The sequence below is a fragment of the Bartonella propinqua genome (genome assembly GCF_047263965.1).
GTDB lineage: Bacteria > Pseudomonadota > Alphaproteobacteria > Rhizobiales > Rhizobiaceae > Bartonella.
Map to the genome: position 1 here is coordinate 1 of NZ_JBLEBK010000002.1, position 17531 is coordinate 17531.

A 17531-nucleotide genomic window follows, 5' to 3' on the forward strand; every position below is an offset into this window, starting at 1 on the left:
CAACCGATTCGACAATAAAACATCCCATCGAAGCACTGATGCTGTCCTCATAACCAAAGCTAACCTGTAGATCGCTTTTACTTTGGGGAATCTCTAAATCATTGCCACTATCATCAAATTCTGCCTCAAATGTATCACATTCATTCCCTACATGATCAACGATGGTGGCAGATAAAAGACGCTGGTAAAAAACCTCATGAACAGGTTTGTCACCCACTTTCACCACAATAAAAGGGCGTGTATACCTTAATCCCATAAGCGCCTCACCGTGCTTTTCTTCTCACGCGTTGTAAATTCAGGCAGGAGAACACGCAAACCTCGCGGCAAAAAATGACCATATTGGGCAATCCCTAGATTCGCTGATAAGGCGGCTTCTAAATACCCTTCTAAAGCTCCCACTTGAGCACGATCCCCTAGAACAGAAGCTGCATGCTCATAGCAAATCAGATCAAGGCTCATATCCTCTAGTTCTACAAGCAGATGTTTTTCAGGAATTTTCATTGATGAAGCACTAAAACCATCCACAATCCAATCAGCTAAATCTTCCTCTACCTGCTCCATTTTAGTTAGCTTTAACGCTCTCAAGAAAATTTTCTCACACGTAAAAAAATTGCTGAGCCATTTCCAAAAGCCACTCAAGTTTTGTTTCAAACCTTAGCCTTGAAACCCCTAAAAATTTTATAGAACTGGATAGTACAATTAAGGTAAACAATAGCAACTCTTTGCTGTACATTTAAAATCAATTGCAGCTAAAAAATAAAAAAAATTTTCACTAAGTTAAACGATGCAGCTTCTCATTCAAAACCCAAAAGTCTCAATAAAAACTCTGATATACCAGCGAGTATAGGAAAGAAAAATAGAAGAAAAAGCTTGCATTATTTATATTGGATAATAAGCACTATTACTTAACGAATACTGCTACACAACATCAAAAATACTACAATAACGATTTCTCTCAGCAAATCTACATTGATCAAATTTTTTAATATCAGAAAAAATGAGAAAATTCATCTTGCAAAGATAGAAGCCTAAAACAGAAAAAACTTCACTCTTTTCTGTAACATCTATCATACCCTTTCTTCTTTATGAGAAATAGGCTCGATACTCGCTTCAAAAAACATCTTTGTATAATCATGTTGTGCATGCAAGTTACGTAAATCATCATTACTGAGCTCTTCAAGAATAACTCCCTTATGCATAATGCCAACACGTTCACATATATGAGCAATAACGGGAAGATCATGGGATACCATCAAATAGGTTAATTTCTTTTTTTCCCGCAATGATTTCAACAAATTCAAAATTTCAGCTTGTACCGACACATCTAATGCAGATGTTGGTTCATCTAGCAACAAAACCTCTGGTTCAATAATCAAAGCCCGTGCTAAAGCAATTCGCTGACGCTGCCCTCCAGATAACTCATGTGGGTAACGATAAAGAAATGAAGAATCTAAACCAACAGCATCTAAAACATTGTATACACGCTCTTTTCGATTATCCATACCGTGAATTGCAAGCGATTCTGAAAGAACGGTATGCACCATTTTTCTTGGATGAAGCGAAGCATAGGGATCTTGAAACACTATTTGAATACGACGTAAAAAAGCTTTGCTTTTTTTCTCTAATACTTTTTTTCCATCAAAAATGAAGTCTCCATTATAATGCGAAATAAGCCCTACTAATGCATTCAAAATAGTCGATTTTCCACACCCTGACTCGCCGATTAAACCATAAGCCTCACCGCGCTTAATATGGAAATTGACATCTTTAACAACTTTTATTGTCTTGTGCCCACGTCCAAAAGTGACAGATAAATTGGAAACATCAATGATATTTTCACAATTAGTCATGGTACACTCCTTCAACACCATTAACAATCGTTGGACCATGTAGCCAATCGGGATCTCGCTCAGGAACAGCCAAAACATCAACTGGTTTATCAAGCCGTGGCAAACTATTTAATAAAGCCTTGGTATAAGGATGACACGCACGCGATAAATCGCACGCAGGCAATTCTTCTAATATGCGACCAGCATACATCACCAGAACACGATCACAAAAATCAGCAATCATATTCAAATCATGACTAATAAAAATAAGCCCCATTCCCGATTTTGTTACAAGTTCATCTAATACCGACAAAACCTGAGACCTCACAGTAACATCAAGTGCAGAAGTTGGCTCATCTGCAATAATCAAATCAGGTTTAGGAATAAGCATCATAGCAATCATAACCCGCTGCCCCATGCCTCCTGATATTTCATGAGGAAATAATCGCATAACATGCTCAGGATTGCGAATATGAACAGATTCTAACATAGAAACTGTTTTTTCCCACGCCACCACTTTTGAAACACGATAGTGTGTACGATAAGCTTCCATGATCTGATCCCCAATTCGCACTAGCGGATTAAGCGAATATTTGGGATCCTGTAAAATCATTGAAATGCGCTTCCCACGAATAGTCCGCATCTGTGTTTCACTCGCAGTCAGTAAATTGACATCATCAAAGTGCATTTTTTTAGCTTTAACGATTGCTGCTTTTGGGCTCAGCTTTAGTATTGCCCGTCCAGTCATTGACTTTCCAGACCCAGATTCGCCAACAATTCCAATTTTTTCCTTTCCTACGGAAAAACTAACGCCGCGCACAACTTCTGCAATGCCGCGCATTGTTGGAAAAGAAATACGTAAATTTTCTATATCTAATAATTTTTTATCCATTGCGCGGATCCAATATATCACGAAGCCCATCACCTAAAAGGTTAAAAGCAAGACTTGCAAATACTATTGCACAACCTGGCATCGCTGCTAACCACCAACTTGTCATCATAAATTCACGACCTGTCGAAAGCATTACTCCCCATTCAGGACTTGGAAGCTGGGCACCTAACCCCAAAAAACCAAGACCAGCAGCTGTCAAAACAATTCCAGACATATTCAATGTTAACCGTATAACTACTGAAGGAATACACATCGGTGCAATGTGAAATAAAATAATTCGCCAAGATGATGCACCTTGCAGATGGATTGCGGCAACATAATCAGAAGAGCGTATGGTCAAAGTTTCTGCACGCGCTAAACGTGCTATCGGTGGCCACGCTGCAATTGAAATCGCAATAGCTGCATTCTCAATACCTGGTCCCAAAGCCGCTGAAAAAGCAAATGCTAAAATTAAACCTGGAAAAGCCAAAAAAATATCAACAATGCGCATAAGGACAATATCAACCCACCCCCCTATATAGCCAGATACAGTCCCAACAATCAGCCCTATAGGCCCGACAATAATTGTGGTGAGAAATACTATATAAAGGGTGATACGCGCACCAAAAACTAGTCGACTAAAAATATCACGCCCTAATTCATCTGTCCCTAAATAATGCAACATAGATGGCGGCTGCAATCGGTGTGCAAGATCATTGCTCACAAAATCATGGGTAGCAATCCAAGGAGCAAAAATAGCACATAAGATAATAATAAAAATAATAATCAAACCAAACACAGCCGAAAAATTATGAGAAAATTTGATCGCTGCGTGATAAATTTTTTGCGCATTTGCTTGAACTATTGAGCGCGGAACAGATTCATTTAACCAACTGCGCAAAGAAAATGCCGATTGTGATTCATGATGATTAATTATTGTCATATTCAACGTGTCCTCGGATCAAAAATGCGATAAAGTAAATCAGAAAATAAATTAATGACGATAAAAATACAGCCTACAAACAAAGTACAGCCTACAACTGCATTCATATCCCCTGCCAAAAGAGCATTCGTCATATAACGCCCAAAACCAGGCCACGCAAAAATTGTCTCTGTTAATACAGCACCTTCTAATAAAAAAGCATATGAAAGCGCAACAACGGTAATAATCTGAACAGCTGCATTGCGAAAAGCATGACACCAAACTGTCCGCATCCAAGATAATCCCTTAACACGTGCAGTAATAATATATTCCTGATTAAGTTGCTCAATCATAAACCCACGAGTCATACGGCTAATATAAGCCATAGCACCAGAAGCTAAAATTAAAGCAGGCATAATAATATGCCCAAAAGCATTACCAAAAGCTTCCCACTGCCCTTGTCGCGCAGTATCCCAAAGGAAAAATCCTGTTCTGGCTTCAAAAGAATATTCATAAATAAAATCAATTCGCCCTGGACCACCAATCCAGCCAAGCTTAGCGTAAAATATCAATAACGCCATCAATCCAAGCCAAAAAGTCGGTGTTGAGTAACTAAGGAGTGTAAAAATACGAACAAAGTAATCGATAAATGAATCACGATACATTGCTGCAAAGACACCAAGCGGAATACCAAGACTTGTGGCAATAATGACCGCAACTGTTGCAAGCTCTAATGTTGCAGGAAATACGCGCATAATATCTTTTGAGACAGGACGCCCCGAAGTTAAAGCATCTCCAAAATCAAACAAAAATATATCATGAAGATAATTCCAATATTGAACAATCAGCGGCTTATCAAGACCCAACTTATAAAACATTGCATCATAAGCTTCTTGACTAATATTATCACCGAGAATAGCAAGAACAGGATCTAAAGGAAGAAGGTGACCAATAAAAAAAGTGATGGTCACCAAACCAAGCAAAGTAATAAATACTGAAATCAGCAACTTAAATACTTTGCAAAAAAAAGCCCATAAATGCAAACTTTTCTGCTTTGATGATACTACTCCATTGGCTTCTGGCAATGATAAAGTCATATTGGTAAAATCCTACACACTTATAAAACGTGAGTGCGACGCTTTTCCCCCGCCACACAGTAAAATAAATTACACTCAAGCACTCTACACAATTTTATTCATGTGACTGTGCATATTTTTCTACATCATTGTAGTAAATTCTAAAACTATTCCAGACCCAATTTTTTACTGTAGGTGCCATACCAACAGTATAATATGTCTGAAATAAGTAAACCATAGGACCATGCTCAAGAACATAACGCTGTAAAGCACGATATTGCTCGATACGCTTTTTTTGATCTGGCTCAAACAATGCATCCATTACCATTTTATTAGCATTTTCATCATAATAACCAGCACGCCAAGCCAAATACATACTGTGCTTTTTTGTAAATGTTGGATCAGGATTCAAAACACTATTTAAGGAAACAGGATGCCCGTCAGGGTCAGAGCTTCCCCACCTCATAATTGCAGTATCATAATTCCCACTACGGACATGATTCAACAATTGATTTTGTGCCATTCTTTCAATTATAAGCTCAACACCAATTTTACGTGCATTCTCTTGAATAGACTGCGCAACAGGTGACATGTAGGGAAGGCTTCCAACCAAAAGATTCGCCTTAAAACCTTTAGGATAACCAGCTTCACTTATTAACTGCTTGGCTTTTTCTAAATCTAACTTAAACGGCTGTCCTTCTTTTTCATCTAAAGCCCCTGGAATACCCAATGGCATATAACTTGCACGTGGGATAGCAACACCCTTTAAAACAGTTTTGCCAAGATTTTCGTAATCAACCAGATAACGAAGTGCCAATCTTACTTTTTCATGAGAAAAAACTGCATTTTTGTTATTCAACGATAAGTAAACAGACTGTGGTCGTAAAACACGGCTAACTTTTACAGGACCCTCTTGTTGTTCAATTCCTAAAATATCTTCTGAAGAAAGATCACGCGCTATATCTACATCACCTTTTTCCAAAAGCAATCTCTGGCTTGCAGATTCAGCGACATGCTGTATTACAATTTGTTGTATTTTTGGCGCTTCTCCCCAATAATGTTGAGCCGCCTCTAATATAACTTTCTCCCCTGGATTCCAACGCACCAATTTATAAGGACCAACACAAGCCGAATGCGTAGCCAAATATTTATTGCCCATATCACCATTAACACTATTGGCTTCAACGGTCTTGCGATCAAGCAAAGCTGAAGCATAAGACTGTCCAATCACAGTCAATATAAGTTGGACAGGATAAGGCTTATCCAATTTCAATTGTAGAGTTTTGTCATCCAAAGCTTGAATACTTGTTTCAATATTATCTTTGGTAAACCCATAATTTATCAAAGACTGAGCATAATTAAATCCTAATTTAACAATACGGCGCATCGACCAAGCAAGATCTTGCGCCGTTGCTACCCTTCCATCATCAAATTTTAAATCATCCCGAAGGTGAAAAACAATTCTTTTGCCACCATCCAAAACATCCCAAGACTGAGCCATCGCAGGACGAATTTTCGTAGCATCAGATTTATCATACTGCACTAACGCACTACACATGTTCATCAATAATTCACTCGTCACAATCTCAAGAGATTGCGCTGGATCAAAACTGCTAATTGAATCAATATTCCACGCCATCACCAATACATTTTTAAGTGACGGACTAGAAGCCGACGCCATGGATCCATTCAGAAAACTCATCACTCCCAACAAAATACAAAACTTCTTTAACGCGCTTTTCTTTTTCATTTTATTCACCACTTTGCATTCCATTTTATCTTTTAGACAATTTATAAACGAAGCATTTCTGATTTTTCTATTTCACCTTTCAACAGCACAATAAATTTTTTTACCTAACCTTCATAAAGCATATTCTCAAGCGTTAATTTACAAATTAAGATATATATCCCATAACACAACAAACATCTTTCAAATATGATTTCTCATAATTATAAAATATAGACTGCATCCACCACAAACTGCTTTTATTCATGTGACTGTGCGTATTTTTCTACATCATTGTAGTAAATCCTAAAACTATTCCAGACCCAATTTTTTACTGCAGGTGCCATACCAACGGTATAATATGTCTGAAATAAGTAAACCATAGGACCATGCTCAAACATGTAATGCTGTAAAGCACGATATCGCTCGATACGCTTTTTTTGATCTGACTCAAACAATGCATCCATCACCATTTTATTAGCATTTTCATCATAATAGCCAGAACGCGAAGCCCCATATATACTGTGCTTTTTTTTAGATGCTGCTCTAGGACTAAAAACACTATTTAAGGAAACAGGATGTCCATCAAGTTCGTAACTCCCCCACCTCATAATTGCAGTATCATAATTTCCACTACGAACATGACTCAACAATTGATTTTGTGCCATTCTTTCAATTATAAGCTCAACACCAATTTTACGTGCATTCTCTTGAATAGACTGCGCAACAGGTGACATGTAGGGAAGGCTGCCAACCAAAAGATTCACCTTAAAACCGTTAGGATAACCAGCTTCACTTATTAACTGCTTGGCTTTTTCTAAATCTAACTTAAACGGCTGTCCTTCTTTTTCATCTAAAGCCCCTGGAATACCCAATGGCATATAACTTGCACGTGGGATAGCAACACCCTTTAAAACAGTTTTGCCAAGATTTTCGTAATCAACCAGATAACGAAGTGCCAATCTTACTTTTTCATGAGAAAAAACTGCATTTTTGTTATTCAACGATAAGTAAACAGACTGTGGTCGTAAAACACGGCTAACTTTTACAGGACCCTCTTGTTGTTCAATTCCTAAAATATCTTCTGAAGAAAGATCACGCGCTATATCTACATCACCTTTTTCCAAAAGCAATCTCTGGCTTGCAGATTCAGCGACATGCTGTATTACAATTTGTTGTATTTTTGGCGCTTCTCCCCAATAATGTTGAGCCGCCTCTAATATAACTTTCTCCCCTGGATTCCAACGCACCAATTTATAAGGACCAACACAAGCCGAATGCGTAGCCAAATATTTATTGCCCATATCACCATTAACACTATTGGCTTCAACGGTCTTGCGATCAAGCAAAGCTGAAGAATAGGATTGCCCAATCATAGTCAATATAAGCTGGACAGGATAAGGCTTATCCAATTTCAATTGTAGAGTTTTGTCATCCAAAGCTTGAATACTTGTTTCAATATTATCTTTGGTAAACCCATAATCAGTCAAAAACCGAGCATAGCTAAATCCTAATTTAACAATACGGCGCATCGACCAAGCAAGATCTTGCGCCGTTGCCATCCTTCCATCATTAAACTTTAAATCATCCCGAAGGTGAAAAACAATTCTTTTGCCATTATCCAAAACATCCCAAGACTGAGCCATCGCAGGACGAATTTTTGCAGATGCAGATTTATCATATTCCACTAACGCACTGCACATATTCAGCAATAATTCACTCGTCACACTCTCAAGAGATTGCGCTGGATCAAAACTGCTAATTGAATCAATATTCCACGCCATCACTAATACATCTTTAAACGACAGACTAGACGCCGATGCCATGGATCCATTCAGAAAACTCATCACTCCCAATAAAATAAAAAACTTCTTTAACGCGTTTTTCTTTTGCATTTTACCCCCCACTTTTACATTCTACTTCATCTTTTAGACAATTTATAAACGAAGCATTTCTTTATAAACGCCACATTTCTGATTTTCCTATTTCACTTTTCAACAACACAATAAATTTTTCTACCTAACCTTCATAAAACATACTCTTAAGCGTTAATTTACAAATTGAAATATACACCCTATAATACCGCAGAAACCTCTCACAATATAACTTTCTTATAATTGTAAATATTGATTACCCTGAATTATTAGTTTGCATCTTAAATACGCTTATAAGTTAAATACTAATGCCCCTCTGCAATTTATATCTTAAACGGTTTAAAATCACATTTCATGCAGAGGCATTAGTTATGTCACAATTACGATTCACCTTATATTACAGCATTTAATATATGTTTATTTCTCAATTGCACTATAAAAAATGCGAGGTGCATTATTCCAAACCCATTTTTTGATAACAGGTGACATAGCTACAACACTATATTTTTGAAAAATAAAAGCATATGGTCCTTTTTGCATAAGCTCACGCTGCAAATCAGCATATATTTCTGCCCGCTTTTGAGGATTTTTTTCGAATAATGCTTCCTCAACTTTTTGATTCATATTTGCATCAAAATATCCCTTCTGCCAACTTGGATAAGCTGTATTTTTAGCTTCCAACCGATTATCAGGGTTGTAAATAAGGCGTAAAGCCATTGTATGAGGATCTGCAGAATCATTATTCCAACCGACAAAAACAGTATCAAAAGTACGTGCATAAATTTTTGAAAATAATTGCGCACCTCCTAAGCGTTCAATTTTCAAACGCACCCCCACTTTTGCTGCATTATCTTGGATAGACTGCATAATCGGCAAATTAAGAGAGGATGCTCCTACCATAATATCTGCCTCAAAGCCATCTGGATAACCTGCCTCAGTTAAAAGTTGCTTCGCTTTTTGAAAATCAACTTTGAAAGGCTGCCCTTCTTTTTCATCCAAAGCACCCAAAGTACCAAGAGGAAGAAAGCTTGCACGTGGAATAGCAATCCCTTTAAGGGTTGTCTTTGCAAGACCTTCATAATCAATAAGATAGCGCATCGCTAAACGCACTTTTTCATTAGCAAAAATAGGATTCATCATGTTGAACCCCCAATACATCATGGACGGCACCAACACTCTCTCAACCTTAATATCTGTTGTTGCTTGAAGATCTGCTAAATCCTCAGGCGTCAAATTACGTGCAACATCAATATCGTGTTTTTGCAACAATAAGCGTTGCGTTCCCGATTCCGCAACATGGCGAATGAAAATTCGCTTCATCTTAGGCGCCTGCCCCCAATAATTAGAGCTTGCACGCAATAAAATGGCTTCTCCAGGACGCCAACTTTCTAACTGATAAGGTCCCACACAAGCAATATGACTTGCTAAATATCGATTTCCCAGATCACCATTGTGTTCATTTTTCATAATGGTTTCACGATCAAGCAAAGCAGTGGCACGGCTGACAATAACATTATTAAAAAGGAGCTCTTCCGGATAAGACTTATCAAATTTTATTATCACGGTTTTCTCATCTGGCGCTTGAAAAGCAGAATCAACTGTTTCGGCAGTGATACCATAATCACTAAATATCGCAGCATTAGCCATGTTTAATTTGACAACCCGCTTCATACTCCAAACAAGATCATTGGCATTAGCAGAACGACCATCGTTAAACTTCAAGTCATCACGTAAATGAAAAGTAAATGTTGTACTATGTTCATCACTTGCAACATCCCAACTTTTTGCCAAAGACGGCACCACTTTTGCTGCATCATCTCGAGAAGCACTAACCAAATTATCACAAACATTGAGAATAATTTCATCTGGTATAACTTCATTAATTTGTGCAGGATCAAATGTACTGATTGCATCAATATCCCAAGCCATTACAAGCGTATCAACAGGCGTTTTCGCTGGAACTTGTTGCAAAAATACCCCCATAGCAACCAGAGCAGAAACAAAAGAACTACTCCCTTTCAATATCTTTCTTTTCAAATTCATAAACTTTTCCCTTTATATAACATATATATTAATTAACTCTTCTGAAATGATACAAAAAAATTATAACCACAAAGACCGAATAAAGACGATTTAATATATACAGTCGTTTCTTTTTAATTCACTGACTTGCATCTCAATTAAATCATAAAAAGTAAGCATCCACCTTCACAGCTCACCAGCTCACATTTACATCACAACACTTCTTTACACGCGACAATAAGCCGCATTTTCTTCTCAAGCCGACCACTAAATATTGTAAGCAATGTGTAAAATCCGTATGAAGATTCACAAGTACACCATCTTATCCTTTTACACTGTATTAAAAATGATTGCGCCCCTCAGATATCCAATTCCAAAACACATATCCATCCTTACTGCATTATAGTGGCTGAATTGAACAATCGATACAGCGAAAAATACCGCTACCAAAACACCAGCTTCAGTAAAAAAACTCTTTAATTTTTTGAAAGCTATGCGTAAAAAAAGTTCTTTTTTACCTACAATACCAAACTATTTGGCAATAATAAAATTCGCATAAAAAACATCAACTTATCTTAGAGTCATTTTTTCAAGGATATCATTACCAAAAAGAGAGTGCATAACCCAAACGCACTTCTTTTATTGATTAAGAATAAAATTTACCATACAAATCCCCTCAAAGTATCACAGACTATAAATTTTTCTCAATTTCAATGTTCACACTGCTTCGCATCTTCACATCAGCAAAAAATCCGCGCTAAAAACCACAAACCGCACCAACACCCTTTTTCAACGGTAAATGCTCGCAATTTCATTTAAGCAATACAATGAATAAAAACCTGTCTAATCTTAAACATTTTTTCTAAAAAACTAGAAACTCACACAAAAAAAGACCTATCCTGAAAGGAAAAACTATCAGATAATACAGCTTCACACAAGTATCCTAAGTAATTTAATATTAGTTTTTCATATGACAATTTATCTGTATTTTGTTCACGAGTATTTGATAATTGTACACCATACAAACTATAATCAATAATTATGCATTCAGTAAAAATTTTACCAAATATATTTCATTACATTTCAAGAAACATTACAACGCGCAATTGCTCCATTACAGCTATTGTACAACTAACTAAGAGGCAGATATTACTCAAAATTAACAAACTAACACGCACCTGCGACGATTTTAGAAACCGTTTTTGAAAAAGCATGGACTGATTTTTCTCTAAATTTTCCTGAGGTTACATTATTGTATCTATTAACAACAGCTGTACATTGTCCTTTCACGCCCTCAAACAATTACCAAATGACAAAAAGCAAATAAGCTGCCAAAAAACTATTCTATGTTCTTTTATTATCTCATTTAAACAATATAGTTTCACCTATCATAAAAAACTTTGCGAATTTAACGACAAAAGCATCCTTCAAGATGATCATTAACAATTCCTATTGCCTGCATAAAAGCGTAACAAATTGTGGGACCGACAAATGTCCAGCCACGTTTTTTTAAATCTGCCGCAAGACGGATAGAAGTAGGCGTGATAGGATTATCCCGCAATATTTGAAAATTTACTTTTTCATAACGCTCAAATTGCGGTGGCTGAAAAGACCAAAAATAGTGAGACAAACTACCCCACTCTGCAACAATTTTCTGCGCTTTGAAAGCGTTATTAACCACTGACCGAATTTTTCCCTGATGACGAATAATATTTTTATCAAGCATTAATGTTTTGATCTTTTCTTCATCATAACAAGCAATCTTTTCGAAATCGAAAGAGTCAAAAGCTTGGCGAAAATGAGAAATTTTTTTTAAAATTGTCAGCCAAGAAAGCCCCGCCTGAAAACCTTCAAGACAAATTTTTTCAAATAAACGATAATCATCAAAAACAGGTTTTCCCCATTCATCATCATGATAAGCACAATAAAGCGGGTCAGTTCCTGCCCATGAACAACGAACTTTTCCATCCGCCCCCATAAGAAGCCCTTCATCGAGCATTGAATTTATCGTATCAAAAGAGCGTTCCTTGATCATCTTGTCTTGACTTTATTCGTTTAGATTTTGAAGACCTCTTGAGAACATGCTCATGTGTTGAAACACCAATTTCACCGTCAAAAAATCGTAAATTTATGGAGCCTGTTTCAGGAATCTGCACCAACCGCTTAATAGGTTTATTATCTTGCCCCAGAGCCAAAACAAAACCACGTTCTAAAATATTTTGATATGAAGTGCTTCTTAAAATCCTGAATGCTATCTCCATCCGAGCGCGTTGTTTTTCAACATTGTGCAAAAAAGCACGACAAAGACGTGCAGTATATTGCGTTATACTGCGTTGTGCTTTTTCAGTATTTAGTAAACGCGACGAGAGTCGTACATCAAGTGCATGAAAATGCAAACGTTTTTTCTCGTAACTTACACAAAAAGCACGCTGTAATCGACTTAAAGTTTCACTAAAACTACGCCGAGGTAAAACAAAAAGTTGGTTGGCATTCGGAAGCCTTTGCACAACTGCATATAATTTTTGTTGATGAAAATCAAATTTCAATAAACGCGGCGAAAAACGTAAATTAGCTGTATGAAAATAAAAACGTTTTTTTTCGTAGCTCACACAAAAAGCACGCTGTAATCGACTTGAAATTTCATCAAAACTACGCCGAGATAAAGAAAAAAGCTGATCGGCAGTCGGAAGACCTCGCACAACTGCACGCAACCTTTGTTGATAAAAATCAAAATAACGCACCAATCCCTTACGCAAACGCGCACCAAGCGATGCCACTTGCACTTCAAGATCAAGCTTAACGGGAACTGCCCGTTCTGCCGCTCCCGTAGGAGTTGGAGCGCGCCAATCAGCGACATAATCAATCAAAGTCCAGTCCGTCTCATGCCCAACAGCAGAAATAACAGGAAGAGAAGAAGCAGAAACAGCACGAACAACGGCTTCATCATTAAACCCCCACAAATCTTCTAAACTTCCTCCTCCTCGCGCAACAATAATGACATCAGGCTTAGGAACAACGCCTTCTAAAGGCAACGCATTAAAACCTTCAATAGCAGCAGCCACTTCCTGACCACTTGTTTCTCCCTGAACCCGTACGGGCCAAACCAAAATATGCAACGGAAAACGATCTGATATACGATGAATAATATCGCGAATAACAGCACCTGTTGGTGATGTCACAACACCTATAATTTTGGGCATATAAGGCAAAGGTTTCTTCTTTGCTTCATCAAATAAGCCTTCATCGGCAAGTTTTTTTTTGCGATTTTCTAGCAGTGCCATCAAAGCACCAACCCCCGTTGGCTCAAGAGCCTCAATGATAATTTGATACTTTGATGACCCAGAAAAAGTCGTAAGCTTTCCCACAGCAACCACTTCCATTCCTTCTTCAGGAGGAAATTTGAGATTGCCCATAACACCACGCCAAATAACAGCCTCTAACCGCGCCTTATCATCTTTTAAGGCAAAATAAGCGTGACCTGAAGCATGTGGACCACGATAACCTGATATTTCTCCACGCACCCGCACATAACCAAATTTTTCTTCAACAACGCGCTTTAAAGCACCCGCTATTTCAGAAACACTAAATTCCACTACATTCGTAGCTACTGTTTTTTCGACAAACAAATTTACCATTTTTCCAATTCACGGATGTTAAGATATTCAATTTTGATATTTACACAAACATGTATTCATCAAAATGAATAACACTTCAATAAAATAGAATGTCTCAAATAAGATTCTATACACAACATATTATTTGTTGCTATTGAGAAATTCTCAACGTACTAAAAAATCCTTCCCCTTTCACGAAAAGTGCTAACAAAACGTGAACACACTTAAAAAACGAGCACAAATGCTCCCTCCGTCTTACAGAAAAGTAAATGCACAAAAAAAGCAAAAACATCGCCTTTCTTTTATTTTCTTTTATAGTAGCGATAATATTTTCTATTACGCAATTGAAATGTAATATACGCACGAGATATACTAAAAAATAACCTATCCCTCTATTATTTCTTGTCGACATTATGGCAAATTTTTTAGAATAAATACTTCACGATAATACGCAAACAATCCGTAAAGTTTTTTAAATATTTATGGAAAGGTAGGATTGATAACTTTTACAAACTTTTTTCATATGAGCATAATGGGAACAATTATTGCTGTGCCTGTTTTTCTTTTTCACGCATTTTCTGCGCAAAATAAATATCTTAGAACTTCCCCTTGCTAATCTTTTCGAAAAATCAAACGGCATAAAAAGCCTGTACTAATAGCCACAAGTACTGCAATAATACCATACAAAAAACTGTACTTGTGAGCCCCATAGAAAATCGTATAAGCAATATGCGCTTTAACTATTTCGAGTGTAGTGCTTGCACTATCAATAAATTTTCCATCACGAAAAAGATAAGCATGCACTTGATAATGCCCAACAGGAATGTTTGCTGGTAACTGAAAATACGCTGTAAAGAGTGAACCAGAGCCAAAATGAACACCCCCGACTTCTTCATTATAAAGTTTTTTAGCTTTTTGCAATTTTATAAGCTCATTGCGAAAAGTTTGTATTTTTGCTGGGTCTTTTTCATTTGTCTGCAGCAAAAAATAAGATAACCCCAACTTCAAGCGTTTATAATTTTCCGCACTGGTAATATCATCGATTTCGCGCGTTGTTACCATTGAATAAAAGGAGGGAACATTTTCAAAAATGAGGGAACCTGAATTAACCCAAACTCCAGCATTCCGTTTCTTTTCTCGCATCACCATAGGTCGTGTTTGTCCTTCCAAGACCACAACAATATCATAGCGTTTTTGTCGAGAATATAGCGGATCAATATTTTCCAAAACTCCAGCAATATAAAGATCACGACCATCGAAATGTGCATCAACTGTGATCGTATTTGTTGTGACAATAATCTGAATCGCTTCACAATCAACCGATGCAACTTCTCCACCCACATCCGCCCACGTAGAAAAAGGAAGCACACAAAACCAGCTCGCGATTATGCATAAAGAGAATAATTTACCCATTTTTATCTCATAAAAGTAGCTAGAGAGAAAAGGTTATCAGGGCGTATAAATAATTGAAAAGCGAGACGCATACACACAATCAACACCAAAAATGCAAGCGCCATACGCAGTTGTTCAGCCTTTAATTTTCGTCCAGCACGTATTCCGTATTGCACACCAATACTGCCTCCAAGCATCAACAAGAAAGCCAAAACAATATCAACAGACTGATGACTCACACTTTGTAAAATTGTTGTAAAAGAAGAAACAAATGTAATCTGAAAAAGTGAAGTTCCAATCACTACACTGGTTGGAACACGTAAAAGATAAACCAGTGCTGGCACAGTGAAAAACCCTCCACCAATTCCCATAATAGAAGAAAGCAACCCGACAATTAAACCAATTCCTAAAACTGGAATAATGCTTACATATATCATCGATGTCCGAAAACGCGTTTTAAATGGCAATTTATGAATCCAATTATGCCGACCAGCAAGACGAATATGGATTTTTTGTGCTTTGCGCTGTCGCATCATATCACACCAGCTCTCAATAATCATCAAACTTCCAACACTCCCAAGTAGAATCACATAAAGAAGTGAAATAATGAGATCCAGTTGCCCCAATTCTTTTAAAATTGAAAAAATTTGAATTCCGATTAAAGAACCAATCCCCCCTCCAATCGTTAAAAGAATACCAAGTTTAATATCAAGAGTACGTCTTCTAAAGTGTGCAATCGCCCCCGTCACAGATGATGCAATCATCTGATTAGCCCCCGTTCCAACAGCAATAGCAGGAGGAATATTATAGAAGATTAATAAAGGTGTTATTAAAAAACCACCACCAATCCCAAAAAGACCTGAAAAAAAACCTGCCACCACTCCCATACCAATCAAAATCAGCATGTTAAGCGACATTTCAGCAATTGGTAAATAAATACTCACTTACAGAACCTTCAATATAATTTGAGGTTTGTTTGGATAGTTTTAAGCTCTTTTTTAATAACCTTTGTTGTGTTTTTAAAAAGAACAGCTTTAGATTTTACATATCCCGTCGAAAAATCATGAATTGTGTAAATATACCCCTCATATTCACTGATCTAATAGCAACATCACAAATTAAAAAAACGAGCTCCTCTCAAAAAGCTATAGGAACATAACGTTATCGCTACTATAAATGCAATAATTAAAAAACAAATAAGTAATTTTTTAACAGGATAACGTAAAAAAAATCTCTCCTTCAAAGGCTCCGCTTTTAAAGAGGAATCACACTGACTATCTTCAACGCAACCTCCAGATATTTGAATATTTGATGTAGAATGCACGATAAGCCCTTCAGCTTCTTTTAAAGGAGGCTTCATGACGTCTGTTGGTAAAGAACTTCCCCCACCTTGTTGGAATGCATTTCCAACATTTGTTTGGGTTTGATCCATAGTTTTTTGTTCCGAAAAACTTGGCGCTTCTTGACACGAAAAGCTAGCTTGGCTTTCCATATGAGCAAGATGGTGCACTATAGAATCAAGCGACTTTGAACGAGAAACACGTCGTGTCGTCATTGCAGTTTCTTGCGAACTTTTCTTTTCGCTACGCAAGTCACTATGCAAATTTTGAATAAGAATTTTAATCTGCCCCAAATGCTCAAAAAGCTCTTTTTCTCTTTTACTGCGCATAGAGTGCTCAGCCAAAATTGCTCGGCTAATATCATCCAAATAAGATTTAAAACTATCTTCCACGGGATCTGATGATATCAAATGATGAGGTGAAGACTTCATCTGCATTTGTGCATGAACAGAGCGTAAATTTGTAGCAATATCCGACATTGTCATTGCAGCACGCGCATTCACTGCCTTCTTTTGCTTAACAGCAAAAGAAGAAAATTTGTCGTGTGAAACTTGATTTATAATATGACTTTTCGTACTCAAAAACGCTACCCCTCATTTATCTTCTTCAAAGAATCGCACAAATGAGTAAGAAGTGTGCATTATTTTAGTAAATAGAGCTTTAAAAATTACCAGAAGCACTTAAAATAATAATTTTGATGTCTCTATTCTCAATATTTGAATTGAAAAACAACTATTTTGCTTTTCACTATTTTACCGTTACCATGGAATACGCATCATAGCCATAGAGTCTGAGCACGTGGAACTAAAAAAGAATATTCCCATTTTGTTATTCATATATTTATACCATTTTTAGCACCTCTTAT

The 17531-nt window shown here is 37.0% G+C and carries 12 protein-coding genes and 2 pseudogenes; all 14 read right to left on the reverse strand.

Annotated elements, in window-relative coordinates; genetic code table 11:
- Positions 1 to 256 (reverse strand): annotated as a pseudogene (locus ACMFKV_RS01800) (late control protein); the annotation flags it as partial.
- Complete coding sequence (locus ACMFKV_RS01805) at positions 247 to 501, reverse strand: tail protein X (RefSeq protein ID WP_413154450.1); 255 nt, start codon at positions 499 to 501, stop codon at positions 247 to 249. The gene ACMFKV_RS01805 and the pseudogene ACMFKV_RS01800, both read right to left, overlap by 10 nt.
- A gap of 566 nt (positions 502 to 1067) precedes the next feature.
- Positions 1068 to 1850, reverse strand: a complete 783-nt coding sequence (locus tag ACMFKV_RS01810) for an ABC transporter ATP-binding protein (RefSeq protein WP_413154370.1) — start codon at positions 1848 to 1850, stop codon at positions 1068 to 1070.
- Positions 1843 to 2634: pseudogene (locus tag ACMFKV_RS01815) on the reverse strand (ABC transporter ATP-binding protein); the annotation flags it as partial. The gene ACMFKV_RS01810 and the pseudogene ACMFKV_RS01815, both read right to left, overlap by 8 nt.
- 79 nt (positions 2635 to 2713) lie before the next feature.
- The gene (locus tag ACMFKV_RS01820) at positions 2714 to 3643 is read right to left on the reverse strand and encodes an ABC transporter permease (RefSeq protein WP_336288047.1); all 930 of its coding nucleotides are present in this window, start codon (positions 3641 to 3643) and stop codon (positions 2714 to 2716) included.
- Positions 3644 to 3645: 2 nt separating this feature from the next.
- Complete coding sequence (locus ACMFKV_RS01825; protein ID WP_413154372.1) at positions 3646 to 4719, reverse strand: ABC transporter permease; 1074 nt, start codon at positions 4717 to 4719, stop codon at positions 3646 to 3648.
- A gap of 94 nt (positions 4720 to 4813) precedes the next feature.
- Positions 4814 to 6448, reverse strand: a complete 1635-nt coding sequence (locus ACMFKV_RS01830; RefSeq protein ID WP_413154373.1) for an ABC transporter substrate-binding protein — start codon at positions 6446 to 6448, stop codon at positions 4814 to 4816.
- Between the two features lie 236 nt (positions 6449 to 6684).
- On the reverse strand, positions 6685 to 8319 hold the full coding sequence (locus ACMFKV_RS01835) for an ABC transporter substrate-binding protein (RefSeq protein ID WP_413154374.1): 1635 nt from the start codon (positions 8317 to 8319) through the stop codon (positions 6685 to 6687).
- A gap of 396 nt (positions 8320 to 8715) precedes the next feature.
- Positions 8716 to 10341, reverse strand: a complete 1626-nt coding sequence (locus tag ACMFKV_RS01840; protein WP_413154375.1) for an ABC transporter substrate-binding protein — start codon at positions 10339 to 10341, stop codon at positions 8716 to 8718.
- 1387 nt (positions 10342 to 11728) lie between these two features.
- The gene (locus ACMFKV_RS01845) at positions 11729 to 12355 is read right to left on the reverse strand and encodes a DNA-3-methyladenine glycosylase I (protein ID WP_413154376.1); all 627 of its coding nucleotides are present in this window, start codon (positions 12353 to 12355) and stop codon (positions 11729 to 11731) included.
- Positions 12333 to 13955 (reverse strand): exodeoxyribonuclease VII large subunit, encoded by a 1623-nt coding sequence (gene xseA, locus ACMFKV_RS01850; RefSeq protein ID WP_413154378.1) that lies wholly within the window; start codon positions 13953 to 13955, stop codon positions 12333 to 12335. The genes ACMFKV_RS01845 and xseA overlap by 23 nt, the downstream gene beginning before the upstream one ends.
- Before the next feature lie 591 nt (positions 13956 to 14546).
- Positions 14547 to 15347, reverse strand: a complete 801-nt coding sequence (locus ACMFKV_RS01855) for a TIGR02186 family protein (RefSeq protein ID WP_336288054.1) — start codon at positions 15345 to 15347, stop codon at positions 14547 to 14549.
- A 2-nt stretch (positions 15348 to 15349) separates the two neighbouring features.
- Positions 15350 to 16270 carry a sulfite exporter TauE/SafE family protein gene (locus ACMFKV_RS01860; RefSeq protein ID WP_336288055.1) on the reverse strand — a complete coding sequence of 307 codons (921 nt, stop codon included), beginning with the start codon at positions 16268 to 16270 and terminating at the stop codon, positions 15350 to 15352.
- 167 nt (positions 16271 to 16437) lie between these two features.
- Complete coding sequence (locus ACMFKV_RS01865; protein ID WP_413154379.1) at positions 16438 to 17247, reverse strand: hypothetical protein; 810 nt, start codon at positions 17245 to 17247, stop codon at positions 16438 to 16440.
- Positions 17248 to 17531 lie beyond the last annotated feature (284 nt).

What these genes read in the sequence shown, in the direction of transcription:
- ACMFKV_RS01805 (WP_413154450.1), bottom strand. Translation starts at nt 501, where the DNA reads ATGAAAATTCCTGAAAAACATCTGCTTGTAGAACTAGAGGATATGAGC.
- ACMFKV_RS01810 (WP_413154370.1), bottom strand. Translation starts at nt 1,850, where the DNA reads ATGACTAATTGTGAAAATATCATTGATGTTTCCAATTTATCTGTCACT.
- ACMFKV_RS01820 (WP_336288047.1), bottom strand. Translation starts at nt 3,643, where the DNA reads ATGACAATAATTAATCATCATGAATCACAATCGGCATTTTCTTTGCGC.
- ACMFKV_RS01825 (WP_413154372.1), bottom strand. Translation starts at nt 4,719, where the DNA reads ATGACTTTATCATTGCCAGAAGCCAATGGAGTAGTATCATCAAAGCAG.
- ACMFKV_RS01830 (WP_413154373.1), bottom strand. Translation starts at nt 6,448, where the DNA reads ATGAAAAAGAAAAGCGCGTTAAAGAAGTTTTGTATTTTGTTGGGAGTG.
- ACMFKV_RS01835 (WP_413154374.1), bottom strand. Translation starts at nt 8,319, where the DNA reads ATGCAAAAGAAAAACGCGTTAAAGAAGTTTTTTATTTTATTGGGAGTG.
- ACMFKV_RS01840 (WP_413154375.1), bottom strand. Translation starts at nt 10,341, where the DNA reads ATGAATTTGAAAAGAAAGATATTGAAAGGGAGTAGTTCTTTTGTTTCT.
- ACMFKV_RS01845 (WP_413154376.1), bottom strand. Translation starts at nt 12,355, where the DNA reads ATGATCAAGGAACGCTCTTTTGATACGATAAATTCAATGCTCGATGAA.
- xseA (WP_413154378.1), bottom strand. Translation starts at nt 13,955, where the DNA reads ATGGTAAATTTGTTTGTCGAAAAAACAGTAGCTACGAATGTAGTGGAA.
- ACMFKV_RS01855 (WP_336288054.1), bottom strand. Translation starts at nt 15,347, where the DNA reads ATGGGTAAATTATTCTCTTTATGCATAATCGCGAGCTGGTTTTGTGTG.